The organism is Candidatus Niyogibacteria bacterium (assembly GCA_016432485.1).
Lineage (GTDB): Bacteria > Patescibacteriota > Minisyncoccia > HO2-45-28 > HO2-45-28 > HO2-45-28.
Window position 1 is genome coordinate 1 of the sequence record CP066691.1, and the last position, 15,732, is coordinate 15,732.

Consider the following 15,732-nt stretch of genomic DNA (forward strand, 5'->3'; position numbering starts at 1 on the left):
TTTATAATATTAAAAGGGCTTATTAAGGCCTAATTTTGAGGCAAGTAAATCTACGAAAGAAGAAACCTCTTTTTCTTTTCCCTCCATATTTGCTCCGCCCTCTATATCCCAAATTTTTATCAGGTCCATATCCGCGCTCTCTCCGAAGATTGCCGTAAGGAGATTAACCAGCGCCTCTTCGTCGTATTTGAATTTTTCCAACTGTTCTTTAATTAAGTAAGGTAAGTCGGTAATCGCTCGGCATATTTTAACCATGGGCAAAACGCTGAAAAAAGCGTCGCCAAAAATTACAGCCGGTTTTTTTAAAAGCGCTCCTTCCCAAGCCGCTGTTCCGGATATGGAGAAAACGATTTTGGCGCAATTCAAAAGTTCAAAACTTGTGAGGGTCGGTTTGAGCAATTTAACATTGGTAATTTTTTTTAACTCGCGATAGAAGCTTCTTGGCCGGTAGCCGAACATAACCGGGTGTTCTTTAACATATAATTTATAATTGATTGGCAGAGAGCGCGCGATTTGTTTAATAAGCCATAACTGGTCTTTATAGTACGGAGCGAAAAGCGAAATAGACATTTCCGGTTCAAAATGAAGCGGGAAGAAAGCGGAGTTCTCTTTCGGGTCAAGTTCATCATAAAATTTCTCAAATCCTATAAGCACTCTTATTTTGCGTTTCGCGCGATCTAAAAGCCAGTGCCAGGGTTTCGGGTAATAATCCTTTTTTCCGTATCGAAAATAATCCGCTGAATTTTTTGCCAGCCAATAGACCGAATTAAATAATTTGTGCGGCAGAAGAAATTTAAACTGCCTGGAGCGGGAAACCGGTCTTGCTTGCGATGTTTGGGTGGGGGAATGGGATACCGGTTTTTTACGGAACTCCTCAAGAAATTTTAGGGCCTGGGCGCGTTCATTCGGAAGGGAAATTTTTTTTGCGTCCAGGTCCCCAAAGGTTTTCTCAATAAAACTCAGGCCTCTGTAGTCATCCGTAAGCGTGTATTTGTTCCCGACCCTCGCGGTTTGTATGAAAAAAGTTTTTATATTTTTTTTCTTGGCAATGTGAAACAAAAGCAGGGAATTAATGCCGTTTATGGCTGAAAAAAGAATGAAATCCGGACTCTCTTTTTCCAGGAAGGCGATGATTTTTTTGGCGCTTGATTGCAGGATGCGCATCATTTCCTCATGCGTGAAAGGAGAGGCATTGTGGGGGTACTCGCGTAAAAATAAGCCGTGGCGTATGACTCGGTCAATTTCTATGTACGGCCAGAGATTCGGCAGGCCGTACTCTTTTTCCAAAAATTTAAGATAATCAAGGTCAAGTTTTTCGGTTTTGTGGCCGTCTTTTAACTCGGCATCATACAAAAGACGGGAGTAATTTATTTCTTTTTGCGACTTTAGAAATTCCAGACTTGAAGCCAGTTCAACATAGCCGCAAAAATCTTTAATGCCGTATTTTTTTTGCATCACCAGGGCCATGGCGTGTCCCACGTAGGCGAAGCGTCTTTGCAGTTGCAGACAGGCTTTCGGCCCGTTAGAAAATTCTCTACCGGGGTCGTTTCGAAATATTTTGCTGTCGTTGTTTGTATTGGCGGTCTTTATAACGTGGTTCATGCAAAAACGATACCACATTGACCCAAGCTTATCAACTTGGTATATTGTGAAAGATATTCGTAAATTGTTTAGGAAATTATGTTATGAAAAACATTCGCGTTATCCCGCTGCTTCATATCAAAGGGCCTAATGTGGTGAAGCCGGTTCACACCGAAGCTTTACGCGTGGTTGGAAATCCCAAAGAGCTGGCCGGGAGATATTACGAGGAAGGCGCGGATGAGATTATATATTTAGATATTGTCGCGAGTTTATACCAGAGAAATTTAGATTTCGAGTTATTGAAATCCGTTACCGAAAATATTTTTGTTCCCGTAACGGTCGGCGGAGGCATGAGAACGATTCATGACATAAATAACGCTCTTCGTGCCGGGGCTGACAAGGTGGCCATAAATACTTATGCCGTTCACCATCCGGAATTTTTGACCGAAGCGGCCAGAGTTTTCGGCTCGCAATGCATTGTCGCTTATATTGAGGCCAAACGTCAGCCGGACGGAATGTACGAAGTTTATACTGACGGCGGCAGAGAGCGTTCGGGCGTTGAAGCGATTGGCTGGGCTCGCCGGGCAATGGAATTGGGAGTGGGTGAAATTTTAATAACGTCAATTGACCAAGACGGTACGCATAGAGGATATGATTTAACGCTCCTGAAAAAAATTACGGGATTTTCTCAAATACCGGTTATAGCTCACGGCGGAGCGGGCGATCCGGAATCCGTTTTGAAGGCCGTTAAAGACGGCGGGGCGGATGCCGTATCGGCATCATCTATTTTTCATTATCAGGAATTCGGCATGAAAGAGGTCAAAAAATATTTAAAAGAAAACGAGGTTAACACGCGATCCGTTTAATATGATTAAGCCCAAAATAACAATAATAGATTACGGCGTTGGAAACCTTCATAGTTTAAAAAAGGCATTTGAGCATTTTGGAGCGGAATATAAAATTTCGGAGGAAGCAGAAACAATTTTAAATTCCGATGCCGTAGTTCTTCCGGGCGTGGGAGCGTTTGAAGCGGGCATGCGAGGACTTGAATCCAGGGGGCTGACCGGCGCCGTAAGGGATTTTGCAAAAAGTGGCAAGCCGATGCTGGGAATTTGTCTCGGGGCGCAGATTCTTTTAAGCCGAGGTTATGAATTCGGCATTTTTGAAGGACTTGATATTATTAAAGGCGAGGTGACTAAATTGCCGGAGATAAAAGACGCCAAGATTCCTCATATTGGGTGGAATAAAATTTACGCCAATGTCGGCGATAACTGGAAAGGGACCGTATTGAATGATATTGAAGAGAATGCTACTGTATATTTTGTTCATTCTTATATCTTTCAGCCAAAGGATAAAAGCGATATTCTGGCGCTATCAAATTACGGCGGTTTTGAATTTTGTTCGGCTGTTCGCAAAGGAAATATTTACGGTTGTCAGTTTCACCCCGAAAAAAGCGGGGAGAACGGATTAAGAATAATAGAAAATTTTATAAATTTAGTTTAAAAATTTTATGGCGGAAAAAGATCTCTTTCATTTAAAACAAGGCAAGGAATTTGAAGTCAAAGAACTTTTTAAGGATATTTCGCGCGCGATAAAAGACCACTTTCACGGGAATACCGGCAATCTTGATTTGCTGGATATCGGATGCGCTTCCGGAGAACTCCCTTATTTTCTGAAAAAAGACACCGGCACGTCGGGGCAGGTTTGGGGTTTTGACATTTCTCCGACCTTGACCAAAAACGCCGTTGAGAGGTTTGGCGGGGAAGGAATAAATTTTTTTGTGGCCGACGCCAAAGATTTTAAACTCGATGCCCAATTTGACGTTATAACCATGGCTTCGGTATTAAGCTATTTTGACGACCCCTATCCGGTCATGAAGAATATGCTTGGACATTTAAAAAAGGGCGGGCTTGCGATTATTTCCGGCATTTTCAACGAATATAATGTTAATGTTTTATTAAAATATAAATTGGAAAATGACGAGGAATGGGCCGCCATCAACCAGTTTTCCATGAAAAATATACGCGATTTTTTGATTAATTCCGGATATCAGGCCGAATTTGCCAAACAAAATATGCCAATTGATATTTATCCTAAAGAAAATCCGGTTCGTTCCTGGACTGTGGATGTCGGAGGTTCAAAACGGATGACCAACGGTCTGCACCTTCTTTATGATATACAGATTTTGAAAATAACCGACAAAAAATAATGAATTCTTTTTTGGATAAACAACTTGATTCCCAGCCTAAAAAAGTTGTTTTTTGCAAACGATGCGTTGTATCCAATCAGAGGCCGCGCACGGAAATAGACGAAGAAGGGGTTTGCGGCGCCTGCCGCTGGTCCGATCGTAAAAAAAATGAAATAGATTGGGCGGCGCGCGAAAAAGAATTGGCGGCGCTTTGCGATAAACATCGCTCAAAAGACGGAAAGTTTGACGTAGTTGTTCCGGGCAGCGGAGGCAAAGACAGCGGGCACACCGCGCATCTTTTAAAGGCAAAATACGGCATGCATCCTTTGTGCGTTACCTGGGCGCCGTTTATATATACCGATATCGGATGGAAAAACTTTCAGAATTTTGTTAAATCCGGCTTTACCACCATCAATTGTTTTCCCAACGGAGCGCTGCATAGAAAACTTGCCAAGGTTGCTTTTGAATTAAAGGGCGATGCCTGGGAACCGTTTACTTACGGCCAAAAGGCCTTTGCTTTTAATATCGCCGTCAAATTCGGCATTCCGCTGATTTTTTACGGCGAAAACGGCGAAGTTGAATACGGCGGCTCGCTTAAAAACGCCGGCAAGCCCTATGAATCGCCGGATGACTGGGATGAGCTTTATTTTAAAGGAGCGGGAATTGACGCGCTTTTAAAACAAGGGTTGGAGACGGGCGTATTTTCCGAAGAAGAAATTAAAGATCCGGCGCTTGAATTTTACCGTCCGCCGAAGCGTGAGGATATAGAAAAACTCGGGGCCCAGATGCACTGGATTTCGTATTACCGAAATTGGATTCCGCAGGAAAATTTTTACTATGCCCAAAAGCACACCGGTTTTACGGCGAACGAAGAAGGGCGCTCGGAAGGCACTTATTCAAAGTACGCGAGTTTAGACGATAAAACCGACGGATTCCATTTTTATCTTGGATATATCAAATTCGGACTCGGACGCGCGACCAGAGATGCCATGATGGAGGTTCGTTCCGGGCACATTACCCGCGAAGAAGCCGTTGCTCTCGTTAAGCGTTATGACGGCGAATTTCCTAAAAAATATTTTAAGGAATTTCTTGAATATTTGGATATCACCGAAGAACATTTTTGGGAAATCATTGATTTTTATCGTCAGCCGCATCTTTGGGAAAAAGTTAACGGGGAGTGGAAATTAAAATATCAAGTTAGTTAATAATTCACCTAATTCACCTAATAAAATCCACAAATGACCAATTCTAAAATATTAGCCATCATTCCCGCTCGCTCGGGCTCAAAAAGAATCCGCAATAAAAATATCAGGAGTTTTCTGGGCAAGCCCTTGATTGCTCATACAATTTTACAGGCCAAAAAAATTCCGTGGATTGACAGGGTTGTCGTTGACACCGATTCGCTGAAAATCGCCGCGATTTCTAAAAAATACGGAGCCGAAGCGCCGTATTTGAGACCAAAACCTTTGGCCGGCGACAAAGCGCAGGTAGTGGATGCCATTATTCATTTGCTCAAAAGATTAAAAAACGACGAAAGATATGAGCCGACGCATATTATAATTTTACAAACAACATCGCCTCTTCGCGGAAATGAGGATATTTATGCCTGTTGGGATTTGATGAAGAGGACTAACGCAACGACTGTTTTAACCGTAGCCCCGACTCATCCACGGCTTTACTGGATGGATGAAAATAAAAACATTGTTTTGGCTAATAAAACGGCGGTTAAATCAACAAACTTCCAGGCCTGGCGTCAGGCCTATCTTCTAAACGGCTGTTTCGTTTATATAGTTAAGACTCCGGCTTTGCTGAAAGAAAAAAAGATTATTACTAAAAATACTAAAGCGGTAGTTTGCGATAAATGGCGCTCGGTGGATTTGGATACGCCCGAAGAATGGGCGTTGGCAGAATTGCTGCATAAGAACAGGAAGAAAATTGAACAAAGGATTGAGAAATTAAAAGTGCGATGCTAATATGCGAATGCATACTAATAAAACGAATTACAAACGCATATTTGTATAATTAGTATTAATTAGTATATTGGCATCGATATTATATGAATTTAAGATTTTTGATAATTGGCTTGGGTTCTATGGGGAAAAGGCGAATCCGCAATTTACTCGCGAATGGCGAGAAAAACATAATTGGTTTTAATCCTAATCCCGAGAGACGCAAGGAGGCCGAGGAAAAATACGGCATAAAAACGATTGACAGTCTTGAGAAAATAGCGAGCAAAGATTTTGACGCGGTTATCATTTCGTCTCCGCCGAACACGCACGGTCAGTACATCCGTTTTGCCATAGCCAATAAGAAACATTTTTTTACCGAACATCCGACGACTGATGACGGGTATAAAGAAATCTTTGAAAACAAAGATTCGGGCATTATTATGGCGCCGTCTTCCACATTTCGATATTATGCCCCGATCAAGATGATTAAAAAAATTTTAGAAGAAAACAAAATAGGAAAAATCCTCGCCTTCCAGTATCATATGGGCCAATTTCTTCCCGATTGGCATCCGTGGGAAGACTATCGTAAGGTTTATTTTTCAAAAAAAGAAACGGGGGCGTGTCGTGAAATGCTGCCGTTTGAATTGATATGGTTAAATTGGCTTATGGATTCCTCGGTGACGGATGTTGCCGGTATAATTACCAAAGTTTCCGACCTTGATATGGACGCCGACGACATTATTTTAGCCAATCTTAAGTATAAAAACGGCATACTGGGCAATGTTTTGATTGATGTTATTTCAAGAAAGCCGGTAAGGACTCTGCGCGTTTTGGGAACAGACGGCGTTTTGGATTGGGAGAGATTTGACTTTGCCATCAAAATTTATGATCTGAAATCTAAAAAAACCGAAGTCTTTTCGGTTCCCAAAGGCAATCCGGAAAGCGGTTACGTGAATGAAGAGGAAATGTATAATGATGAAATCAAAGCATTTTTAGACGCCGTTTACGGCAAAGCCGAATACCGGTTTTCGTTTGAGGAAAATCTTTTGAATTTAAAAGCGCTTTTCGCGCTTGAAAAGGCTCATAAGTCCGGACTGACGCAAGTATGATTTGTGTCAGTTGACTTTATTTAGAAAGATGGTATATTTAAGGTAGATGTATGGCAAACATTGGAGGACAAATTTATGAATAAAAGACAGCGCGTTTTTGTTATAGCCGAAGCCGGAGTAAACCATAACGGCAAATTATCTTTGGCTTTAAAACTGGTTGACGCGGCAAGCCGAGCGGGGGCAGATGCCGTAAAGTTTCAGGATTTTAAGGCGGAGGAGGTTGTGACCTCGGCCGGCAAAATGGCCGGCTACCAAAAAAGAAACATCGGCCAAGAAAAAAGCCAGTTGGAAATGCTCAGGGCTTTTGAGCTTACTCCCAAAGAATGGCGCAAACTGGCGGCGTATTGCCGTGAGAAAAAAATCACTTTTCTTTCAACTCCTCACGGCGGATTTGCAAGCGTCCACAGGGTTCATAAATTAGGCGTGTCGGCTTTTAAATTCGGTTCGGGGGACCTGACCAACATTCCGCTTTTGGAATACGCCGCGCGTTTTAAAAGGCCCATGATAATTTCAACCGGCATGGCAGTAATGAAAGAAGTTGAGCGGGCCGTAAAAGCCATCAGAAAAGCCGGAAACAATAAAATCACGGTTTTACAATGCACGACCGACTATCCTTCAAAGCCCGAAGAAGCGAATTTGAGAGTTATGAATGTTTTTCGAAAAAAATTAAAAACAGCCGTCGGTTATTCTGACCATACATCCGATATTTTTGCTTCCGTCCTGGCTTCTTGCTTGGGAGCTGAGATGATTGAAAAACATCTGACTCTTGATAAAAATCTGCCCGGTCCCGACCATAAAGCGTCTTTGGAACCGGATAAGTTTCAAGAAATGGTTAGTCTGATTAGGGCGATACCGGCGTTTATGGGCTCGGCAGTTAAAAAACCCTCAAAAAGCGAACTCGCTTACAGACCCCTTGTCAGGAAAAGCATAGTGGCCGCGCGCGATATTAAAAAGGGCGAAAAATTAAGCAGGGAAAATCTGGCCATAAAAAGACCGGGCACGGGAATTAGGCCCGAATATTTCTATAAAATAATGGGCGCTGAAGCCTTGAGAAACATTGAGACGGACTCGCCGGTTAAATTAAGCGATATATGGCCAAGAAAAAAGTTTTAATTATCACCGGCTCAAGGGCTGATTATGGCCTTTTGAAGCCGGTGATTTTTTATTTGCGAAAAAGTCGTAAGCTTGAACCAAAAATTCTGGCCACCGGAATGCACGCGCTTAATAAACTCGGCAATACCCTGAAGGAAGTTAAGAAGGATTTTCCGAACGTCGCTGTTGTCGGAATTTCAGAAAAAGATGATATGCTGCGCGGCCTCTCAAAAGAAATTGAAGGAATCAGAAAATATTGTTTAAAAAACAGCCCGGACGGAATATTCGTTTTAGGCGATAGAGACGAAATGCTGGCGGGAGCAATTGTGGGCGCGCATCTTAATATACCGGTTTTCCATCTTCGCGGAGGCGAGCTGACCGGCTATGTTGTAGATGAACATATCAGGCACGCCATTACTAAATTTTCTTCTTTGCATTTTGTAACAACTAAGAATCACCGTAAAAGGGTTTTGCAGCTCGGAGAAGAGCCGAATAGGGTCTTTGTAACGGGCGCCACGGAATTTGACCGGCTTTGGGATATGAAATTTTTATCGCGCCGCGGGCTTAAAGATAAATTTGGGCCGGACCCCGAGAAGAGATGGTTTGTGGTTCTTCAGCATCCAACCCCGCTTGATATCGTTTCGTTTAAAGACCAGATAAAACCTCTTTTAAGAGTTGTTTCCGGGATTGAAGCTGAGAAAATAGTGATTTATCCTAATTCCGATACCGGAGGGCAAATTTTAATAAATGAGATTAATAAATACAGAAAGCGCGGAGATTTTTATGTTTTCGCGAATCTGTCGCGTGAAGATTATTTAAGTTTTTTAAAACAATCGGACCTTTTAATAGGCAATTCAAGTTCGGGTATCGTGGATTCGGGATATTTTAAGATTCCCTCAATTCAGGTTGGGACTCGTGAAAAAGGAAGGGAGCGGGGAAAAAATGTTATTGAGTGCGGATATGATGAAAAAAGCATAAAACGAGCGATAGCCAAAGCTTTATCGCCGATATTTAAAGCCGTTTGCCGCAAATCCGTAAGTCCCTACGGTTCGGGAGGCGCTGCTAAGAAGATTGTAAGAATACTTGAAAAACACATTGACCGCAAAGACTTGCTGCTCAAAAGTTTTGTTACCCTTGACATAATGGTATAGCGGTTATATTGATTAATAAGATTGGCGTGTTTTCGGGGGTCTTATGAAAAAGCGCAAATTAAAAAACGTCATATTTTTAGGGCGAAAAAGCGGAGCGTCAGAGGCCCTGAAATTTTTAATAGAGAGCGATATTAAAGTTTTATGCGTTGTGGCTCCTGAAAATGAGCGGTACAGTCCGTCTTTAAAATCAACTTCTGAAAATTACGGTATTCCCGTTTATACCGGCGATAAAGAAATTTACCGCATGATTGAAAGGAAAGACCCGGCGGTGGGCGATGTGGATTTGGTGATTTCCTATCTTTTCTGGAAAAGAATCAAAGCCCCTCTTATAAATCTCGGTCATCTGGGCTGCGTAAATTTTCATCCCGCGCCCCTGCCCGATTACAAGGGTCGAGCCGGTTATAACACGGCGATTATTGACCAAAGAAAAGATTTCGGGGTAAGCGCTCACTTCGTAGATTCGGAGGAATTTGACGCGGGACCCATCATAAAAGTTCTTCGTTTCCCGATTAACCAAGAAAAAGAGACCGCGCTGTCTTTGGAACAAAAAAGCCAGAAAAAGCTTTCGGAGCTTTTCAGAGAAGTTATAAAAATATTCCGGGAAAAAGAGGAAATCCCCACAACCGCGAATGTCGGCGGACTGTATTTATCTTCCGAGGAGCTTGAGAAATTAAAGATAATAGATCCGGCGAAAGACGCCCCGGAACTTATTGACCGAAAAATCCGCGCGTTTTTCTTTCCGCCGTATCCAGGCGCGAAAATTGAAATAGGCGGGCGATATTTTACTTTGGTTAATGAACAAATCCTGGACTACCTCCACCGTTTAATTGCCGGAGAAGAAAAAAACCGCGGCGATTGATTTCAGGCGGCAATACATCTATATTAGATTAAGCCGCCTTTTTGTTTCGGCCTAATTATAGGGTGAATTAGACATCAGATGAATTAGGCGAATTTTATCCGCCTTCGCAGAAGACCACGGCTGTAAAGCCGTGGATGAATGCGAAGGTCGGACCCTCCGAAGCTCGGAGAGCGAAGGAGGGTGCTTCGGCGGATTCCGCCGAAGAAATGAAAGATACTACGGGCGTAAGCCCGTGGAGGCTTCATGAAGTATCCCATAGCAAAACCTTATTTTGATAATGAAGAAGAAAAATTGGTTCTGGAAGTTTTGCGTTCCGGAACTTTAAGTATTGGTTCCAAAGCAAAAGAGTTTGAAAAAAAATTCGCCGAAGTCCTCGGCGTGAAATACGCCTGCGCGGTTTCAAGCGGAACTGCCGCCCTGCATTTGGCTCTGATTGCCGCGGGCATAAAGGAAGGTGATGAAATTATAACTTCTCCTTTTTCTTTTGTTGCTTCAAGCAACGCTATTTTATACGTGAACGCCATACCGGTATTCGCGGATATTGACCCGATTACTTTTAATATTTCTCCCGCCGAGATTGAAAAAAAGCTTACCCCAAAAACCAAAGCGATTTTACCGGTGCATATTTTCGGGCAATCTTGCGATATGCAGCCGATAATGGCTCTTGCGAAAAAACATAATTTAAAAGTCATAGAAGACGCCTGCGAAAGCATCACTGCCGGACATAAAGGCCGGAAAACCGGAACTTTTGGCGAAGCCGCGGCGTTTTCCTTTTATCCCAACAAGCAAATGACTACGGGTGAAGGAGGAATGATTGTTACCGATAATAAAGTCATTGACGGTCTTTGCCGGAGTTTGCGTAATCAGGGTCGCGCCGAAAATATGCAGTGGCTTGACCATGAGCGTCTCGGCTACAATTATCGGATGCCTGAGATGGCGGCGGCCCTGGGAATCGCCCAATTTAAAAAATTGCCTAAAGTTATAGAAGAGAGGCGGAAAATAGCCGGATGGTATTCAGAGGAGCTCAAAAAATACGCGGATATAATCGATGCTCCGCGAACACACCCGGACAATACTCACGTTTGGTTTGTTTATGTCGCGAGAATCAAGAATTTTAAAATAAGACGCGATGAAGTCATTAAAAAATTAGCTGAGCTCGGCATTTCAACCAAACCCTATTTACCTTCAATCCATCTTTTTAATTTTTATCGCGATAAGTTCGGTTTTAAGGAGGGAGATTTTCCGGTGTCAGAGCGGGTAAGCAGTTCTTCAATCGCGCTTCCGTTTTATATCGGACTTGACAGAAAGGATATAAAATACATTTGTCAAAAATTAGCGGAAGTGGTAAAGATAACATAATAGCTGATTATGTTTAAGAACGAAATTGTCAAAAATAAAGCCGAACAAAAAGGCTTTCTGGCGGAGTTTAAGGGCAAAGATATTTTGGTGACCGGAGGAACCGGTTCCATTGGTTCTGAAATTGTCAGGCAGCTTATTTCTTTTGGGCCGAGAAAAATAAGGGTTTTTGCCAGAAGCGAGTATGCCCACCATAAATTCAGGCGGGAAATGGGGCCCGAGCAGGACCACTCGGTACGTTTCATTATCGGCGACATCAGGGATAAGGACCGGCTTAAGCTTGCTATGGAGAATGTGGATATTGTTTTTCACGCGGCAGCCATGAAGCACGTTGATATTTGCGATAACGACCCCTTTGAGGCGGTTGCCACCAATATCATAGGCACCCAAAATGTAATCAACGCGTCCAGGGAACTCAATGTCGGCAAGGTTATCGCCATCTCCACCGATAAAGCCGTTAATCCCGAAGGTGTTCTGGGTGTTTCCAAATTGATGGCCGAAAAGTTAATTCTAAATTCTTATTATTATCGCGGCCACAAAAAAACCCAATATACCTGCGTGCGTTTCGGAAATGTTCTGGGTTCTTCCGGAAGCATCTTGCCGACATTTAAAAATCAAATTATAAAAAACGGCTATATTACTGTTACCGACCCGAAGATGACTCGTTTCGTGATGACTATTCCGCAAGCGGTTAAACTGGTTTTGCGCGCGGCCGTTTTAACAAAGGGGCAGGAGATTTTTGTTTTAAAAATGCCCGCGGTAAAACTCGGGGATTTAGCTGATTGCGCGATTAGGCACTATTCCGATGTTTTTGGCAAAAACCCCGCCGATATTAAAAGAAAGATTATAGGGTTGCGCGCTGGAGAGAAAAAACACGAACAACTTCTGGCAAATCATGAGATAGATAAAGTTTTTGAAACCGAAGATATGTATATTTTAACTCCCCGAGAAGATGTTTGGGGCTATTTTCATAAAAGCGGTTATCTCGGCAGGCCTCAAAAAGCCACTCGCGGTTTTTCTTCCGAATTTGCCAAAAAACTTAAGCCGAAAGAAATTTTAAAATTACTTAAAGAAACAGACAGCGATTTGAATATCGTTTAAGTCGGAACAAAAGAAAAAAGACGATCCCCTCGGATCGCCTTTTTGATTTTTTGGGAATAATTTTTATCCGCCAAAAGACAAAGCAATGGTTATTGCTCCGATTACCGCCAACAGAACCAGAATTTTTTCTATTCCCCGATATTGTTTATATTCGTCAAACATAAAGAGTCCCAAAATCATCCTTCCGAGCATCTGGGAAACAAAAAAGATCGGCTTTACTACGGTAAGGGGCGCGAGCTGCAGCGCCCAGTATGAAAGAAAAATAGAGGAAAAAATAGATCCGCCTGCGACGGCAGTCATCCATAAAGTGGTTCTGATTGGAAGCGGACTTAGTTCTCTATTCATTTCATCGTTTTTCTTTTCATTGTCCTTGTTTTCGTTATCCTTTTTTGGGAAAATACTTTTTATCTTGGTTATGCAAAAGATTGCCAGCGCCATCAGGAATGCTCCGCCATACCATCCGAAAACAAATTTACCGACGGAAATATCGCTAAGAGCAAAATACCGCATAGAGAAAGTGGCAAATCCCCAGATAACCGTATAAACGGCGACATAGATGAAAAGCTTTGGGGCGACATGCTCTTCTCCGATCTTTTGCTTGCGGTAGTTGCTGAATCCAAGCCCTATAATTGTAACCACGCAAAGAAAAAGACCCGCGCCCATCCCGAAATTTAGGTATTTGCTCTCGTTTAGGACGATGTAGCCCAAAGTTATGGCAATGACATCATCCATGAATAAAGTTATGGACACAAAACTAAGGGAATGCTGGTCTGCCTTCCATTGGCAGTAAGCGGCGTAGCCGTTCGCGGCGCCTATGGACGTTATGAACAAGAGTGTTTTATCAAAGACTAATTGTCCAAGGAATAACGCGGCGACGGAACCGAAAGCCGCGGCAAAAAAGTAATGCAGGGTAAAGCGGTTGTTAAAACTGATTTTGTCGGTATGTATAAGTTTTGCTTTTCCGAACCAGGGGTAAAATATGTTGCCGATTAGAATTCTTATAATTACCGGCACAAGCCACATTCCGGCCATTTCCGCTTGCCCCTCTGTTTATCTTGTTGATTTCAAACAACTTTCAAACTCAATTAATGTTTAGCAGAATTTTACCAAAAAGTCAAGCAGGGTTGTTAAATTGTGATATATTTTTTATGTTTAGAATGTGTCTAAAAACGTGAAAATTATAGCTACTCTGGGCCCCGCAACCAGAAAAGAAGGCGATGTGCTTAAAATGCGCGGCCGTGTTGATTTTATCAGGGTAAATATGTCCCACTCTTCGCTTGAGGACTTGGATTATTTTGTTAAAATTTCAAAAAAAGTCGGCATCCCTTTTATTCTTGATACCGAGGGGTCGCAGATAAGGAGCGGAAGGTTTGAAAAACCGCCCGTTTATTTTAATAAAAACGATATGGTGGAGCTTTTGGGCGAGAGCGGAATTAAATCTGTAGGAGATAAAAATAAGATTTATCTTCGTCCAAAAGAAATAATCCCGCAGCTTGAAGAAGGAGATATTCTTTATATGGATTTTGACACGTTGGCTTTGCGTGTTACCGATAACACTTTGCGTGACAAGGGGCGCGTTGGGACTAGCGTTATTACGGGAGGTTTTTTGGGCAACAATAAAGGTGTCGTGGTTGATTCGGCTTTTACTAAATCATATAGTTTGCCCACTCTTTCGCCAAAAGACACAGAAGCCATAAAAATCGGACTTGCTGAAAACCTCGGCTATATCGCCGCCTCGTTTATGCGTTCGGGGGAGGCCGTTGATGAGGTAAGAGAGGAAACGGATGGCAAGATGAAAATTATTTCAAAGATAGAATGCCAAGACGGCCTGAATAATTTAGATGACATTATTGCCAAGTCCGACTTTTTGCTTATTGACAGGGGCGACTTAAGTAAAGAAGTCCCTTTGGAAGACATCCCGTTTCTGCAAAAGGAAATAATTTCAAAAGCAAAAAGCGCAGGCAAAGGCACGTATGTCGCCACAAATCTTTTAGAAACAATGGTTGAGAAGAAAAAATCGACAAGGGCTGAAGTATGCGACGTGGTCAATATAATCCGCGACGGAGCTTATGGGCTGACGTTGGCGTCAGAGACCGCCATAGGAAAATATTCCATGGAATGTATAAATATGCTAAATACCTTAATCTCGCGCGCCGGGTTGGGAAAAGGCAGCGACGCTTTAATTGCCCCTCACGGCGGAAAGCTTATCCATAGAATGATAAACACCCCGCCCGATAGTTCTTACTTAAACTCGCTTAAAAAATTGGAAATATCAGATGATATAGCGATGGACACGGAGCAGATAGCAACCGGCGTTTTCAGCCCACTGGAAGGTTTTATGGGGCGGGCAGATTTTCAAAGCGTTTTAGACAGCGCCCGTCTTGCAAACGGTCTGGTCTGGCCGCTTCCGATTGTTCTGGACGCCAGGCAAAATGACGCTGACGGATTTAATGCCGGAGAAGATATCGCGCTTACGCATAAGGGAGAGACACTTGCCATTTTACACTTGGATGAAAAATTTAATTTTGACAAAAAAGAAACAGCCCGAAAGATTTACGGAACTCTAAACGAAGAACATACCGGCGTGCGGGGGGTTTTCGCGATGAATCCGGTTTTACTTGCCGGAAAAATTTCTCTTTTAAAAAGGAGAAATGCCGAACACTTGGCTTACGCTCTGACTCCGAAGCAAGTGAGGCGGATTTTTAAAGAAAGGCACTGGTCGCGCGTGGTCGGGTTTCATACAAGAAATGTGATTCATAGAAGTCATGAGCATATACAGCTTGCCGCAATGAAGCAGGAAAACTGCGACGGGCTGTTTGTGCATCCGGTGGTCGGTAAGAAAAAGCCTGGCGATTACAACGCACGCTACATAATCAAGAGTTATGAAAGGATGCTCGGCGGCTTATATCCTGAAAATAAAGTTGTACTCGCAGCTTTCAATACCTATTCAAGATATGCCGGGCCAAGAGAGGCGTTATTTACCGCCATTTGCCGCCAGAATTTCGGCTGCAGTCATTTTGTGGTCGGACGAGACCATACCGGAGTCGGAAATTTTTATCCTCCGACGGCCTCGCACGACATATTTGACAAGTTTCCCGACCTGGGCATTAAAGCCGTGAAATTTGACGAAGTGTTTTATTCCAAAAAACTGGGTGCTTATGTGCGCGGCGAGGACAGCCCGAATCATGCTCCCGAGGACAAACTTTCCATCAGCGGCACCCAGGCGCGAAAAATGTTTGAGCGCGGTGTGGCGCCTCCGGAGTGGTTTATGCGCCCGGAAGTGTCCGGAATAATTATTGACGCCTTAAAACGCGGCGAAAAAGTGTTTGTGGAATAAATAAGGATG

14 protein-coding genes are annotated in these 15,732 nt (G+C 43.0%); 12 read left to right on the plus strand and 2 right to left on the minus strand.

What is annotated here, in order from left to right:
- Positions 1–9: 9 nt before the first annotated feature.
- Positions 10–1,602, minus strand: a complete 1,593-nt coding sequence (locus tag HYY55_00005) for a hypothetical protein (GenBank protein QQG46219.1) — start codon at positions 1,600–1,602, stop codon at positions 10–12.
- A gap of 83 nt (positions 1,603–1,685) precedes the next feature.
- Here HYY55_00005 and hisF point away from each other — a divergent pair, with 83 nt between their 5' ends.
- The 11 genes from hisF to HYY55_00060 all read left to right on the plus strand — a co-directional run bounded on the left by hisF (position 1,686) and on the right by HYY55_00060 (position 12,386).
- The gene (gene hisF, locus HYY55_00010; GenBank protein ID QQG46220.1) at positions 1,686–2,447 is read left to right on the plus strand and encodes an imidazole glycerol phosphate synthase subunit HisF; all 762 of its coding nucleotides are present in this window, start codon (positions 1,686–1,688) and stop codon (positions 2,445–2,447) included.
- Between the two features lies 1 nt (position 2,448).
- Positions 2,449–3,084 (plus strand): imidazole glycerol phosphate synthase subunit HisH, encoded by a 636-nt coding sequence (hisH, locus tag HYY55_00015; protein ID QQG46221.1) that lies wholly within the window; start codon positions 2,449–2,451, stop codon positions 3,082–3,084.
- 7 nt (positions 3,085–3,091) lie between these two features.
- Positions 3,092–3,790, plus strand: a complete 699-nt coding sequence (locus HYY55_00020) for a class I SAM-dependent methyltransferase (GenBank protein QQG46222.1) — start codon at positions 3,092–3,094, stop codon at positions 3,788–3,790.
- A complete protein-coding gene (locus HYY55_00025) occupies positions 3,790–4,974 on the plus strand; it encodes an N-acetyl sugar amidotransferase (protein QQG46223.1) in 1,185 nt (394 codons plus the stop codon). The genes HYY55_00020 and HYY55_00025 overlap by 1 nt, the downstream gene beginning before the upstream one ends.
- 33 nt (positions 4,975–5,007) lie before the next feature.
- Positions 5,008–5,742 carry an acylneuraminate cytidylyltransferase family protein gene (locus HYY55_00030; GenBank protein ID QQG46224.1) on the plus strand — a complete coding sequence of 245 codons (735 nt, stop codon included), beginning with the start codon at positions 5,008–5,010 and terminating at the stop codon, positions 5,740–5,742.
- A gap of 83 nt (positions 5,743–5,825) precedes the next feature.
- On the plus strand, positions 5,826–6,827 hold the full coding sequence (locus tag HYY55_00035) for a Gfo/Idh/MocA family oxidoreductase (GenBank protein QQG46225.1): 1,002 nt from the start codon (positions 5,826–5,828) through the stop codon (positions 6,825–6,827).
- Between the two features lie 75 nt (positions 6,828–6,902).
- A complete protein-coding gene (gene neuB / locus HYY55_00040; GenBank protein QQG46226.1) occupies positions 6,903–7,940 on the plus strand; it encodes an N-acetylneuraminate synthase in 1,038 nt (345 codons plus the stop codon).
- Positions 7,919–9,070 carry a UDP-N-acetylglucosamine 2-epimerase (hydrolyzing) gene (gene neuC / locus HYY55_00045; GenBank protein QQG46227.1) on the plus strand — a complete coding sequence of 384 codons (1,152 nt, stop codon included), beginning with the start codon at positions 7,919–7,921 and terminating at the stop codon, positions 9,068–9,070. Before neuB ends, neuC begins: the two co-directional genes overlap by 22 nt.
- Before the next feature lie 43 nt (positions 9,071–9,113).
- Positions 9,114–9,929: a formyl transferase gene (locus HYY55_00050; GenBank protein ID QQG46228.1), complete on the plus strand. Its 816-nt coding sequence runs from the start codon at positions 9,114–9,116 to the stop codon at positions 9,927–9,929.
- 243 nt (positions 9,930–10,172) lie between these two features.
- Positions 10,173–11,288, plus strand: coding sequence for a DegT/DnrJ/EryC1/StrS family aminotransferase (locus HYY55_00055; protein QQG46229.1), 1,116 nt, complete (start codon positions 10,173–10,175; stop codon positions 11,286–11,288).
- A 9-nt stretch (positions 11,289–11,297) separates the two neighbouring features.
- A complete protein-coding gene (locus tag HYY55_00060; protein QQG46230.1) occupies positions 11,298–12,386 on the plus strand; it encodes an SDR family NAD(P)-dependent oxidoreductase in 1,089 nt (362 codons plus the stop codon).
- A gap of 63 nt (positions 12,387–12,449) precedes the next feature.
- On the opposite strand, the gene HYY55_00065 is transcribed toward HYY55_00060, so the two are convergent.
- Complete coding sequence (locus HYY55_00065) at positions 12,450–13,418, minus strand: hypothetical protein (GenBank protein ID QQG46231.1); 969 nt, start codon at positions 13,416–13,418, stop codon at positions 12,450–12,452.
- 127 nt (positions 13,419–13,545) lie between these two features.
- Between HYY55_00065 and sat the strand changes: the two genes are divergently transcribed.
- A complete protein-coding gene (gene sat / locus HYY55_00070; protein QQG46232.1) occupies positions 13,546–15,723 on the plus strand; it encodes a sulfate adenylyltransferase in 2,178 nt (725 codons plus the stop codon).
- Positions 15,724–15,732 lie beyond the last annotated feature (9 nt).

Bases quoted from the DNA above. Each gene is read 5' to 3' on its own strand.
- HYY55_00055 (QQG46229.1), top strand. From the start codon at position 10,173: ATGAAGTATCCCATAGCAAAACCTTATTTTGATAATGAAGAAGAAAAA.
- HYY55_00065 (QQG46231.1), bottom strand. From the start codon at position 13,418: ATGGCCGGAATGTGGCTTGTGCCGGTAATTATAAGAATTCTAATCGGC.
- HYY55_00030 (QQG46224.1), top strand. From the start codon at position 5,008: ATGACCAATTCTAAAATATTAGCCATCATTCCCGCTCGCTCGGGCTCA.
- neuC (QQG46227.1), top strand. From the start codon at position 7,919: ATGGCCAAGAAAAAAGTTTTAATTATCACCGGCTCAAGGGCTGATTAT.
- HYY55_00035 (QQG46225.1), top strand. From the start codon at position 5,826: ATGAATTTAAGATTTTTGATAATTGGCTTGGGTTCTATGGGGAAAAGG.
- HYY55_00050 (QQG46228.1), top strand. From the start codon at position 9,114: ATGAAAAAGCGCAAATTAAAAAACGTCATATTTTTAGGGCGAAAAAGC.
- HYY55_00020 (QQG46222.1), top strand. From the start codon at position 3,092: ATGGCGGAAAAAGATCTCTTTCATTTAAAACAAGGCAAGGAATTTGAA.
- HYY55_00025 (QQG46223.1), top strand. From the start codon at position 3,790: ATGAATTCTTTTTTGGATAAACAACTTGATTCCCAGCCTAAAAAAGTT.
- HYY55_00005 (QQG46219.1), bottom strand. From the start codon at position 1,602: ATGAACCACGTTATAAAGACCGCCAATACAAACAACGACAGCAAAATA.
- HYY55_00060 (QQG46230.1), top strand. From the start codon at position 11,298: ATGTTTAAGAACGAAATTGTCAAAAATAAAGCCGAACAAAAAGGCTTT.
- hisF (QQG46220.1), top strand. From the start codon at position 1,686: ATGAAAAACATTCGCGTTATCCCGCTGCTTCATATCAAAGGGCCTAAT.
- neuB (QQG46226.1), top strand. From the start codon at position 6,903: ATGAATAAAAGACAGCGCGTTTTTGTTATAGCCGAAGCCGGAGTAAAC.
- hisH (QQG46221.1), top strand. From the start codon at position 2,449: ATGATTAAGCCCAAAATAACAATAATAGATTACGGCGTTGGAAACCTT.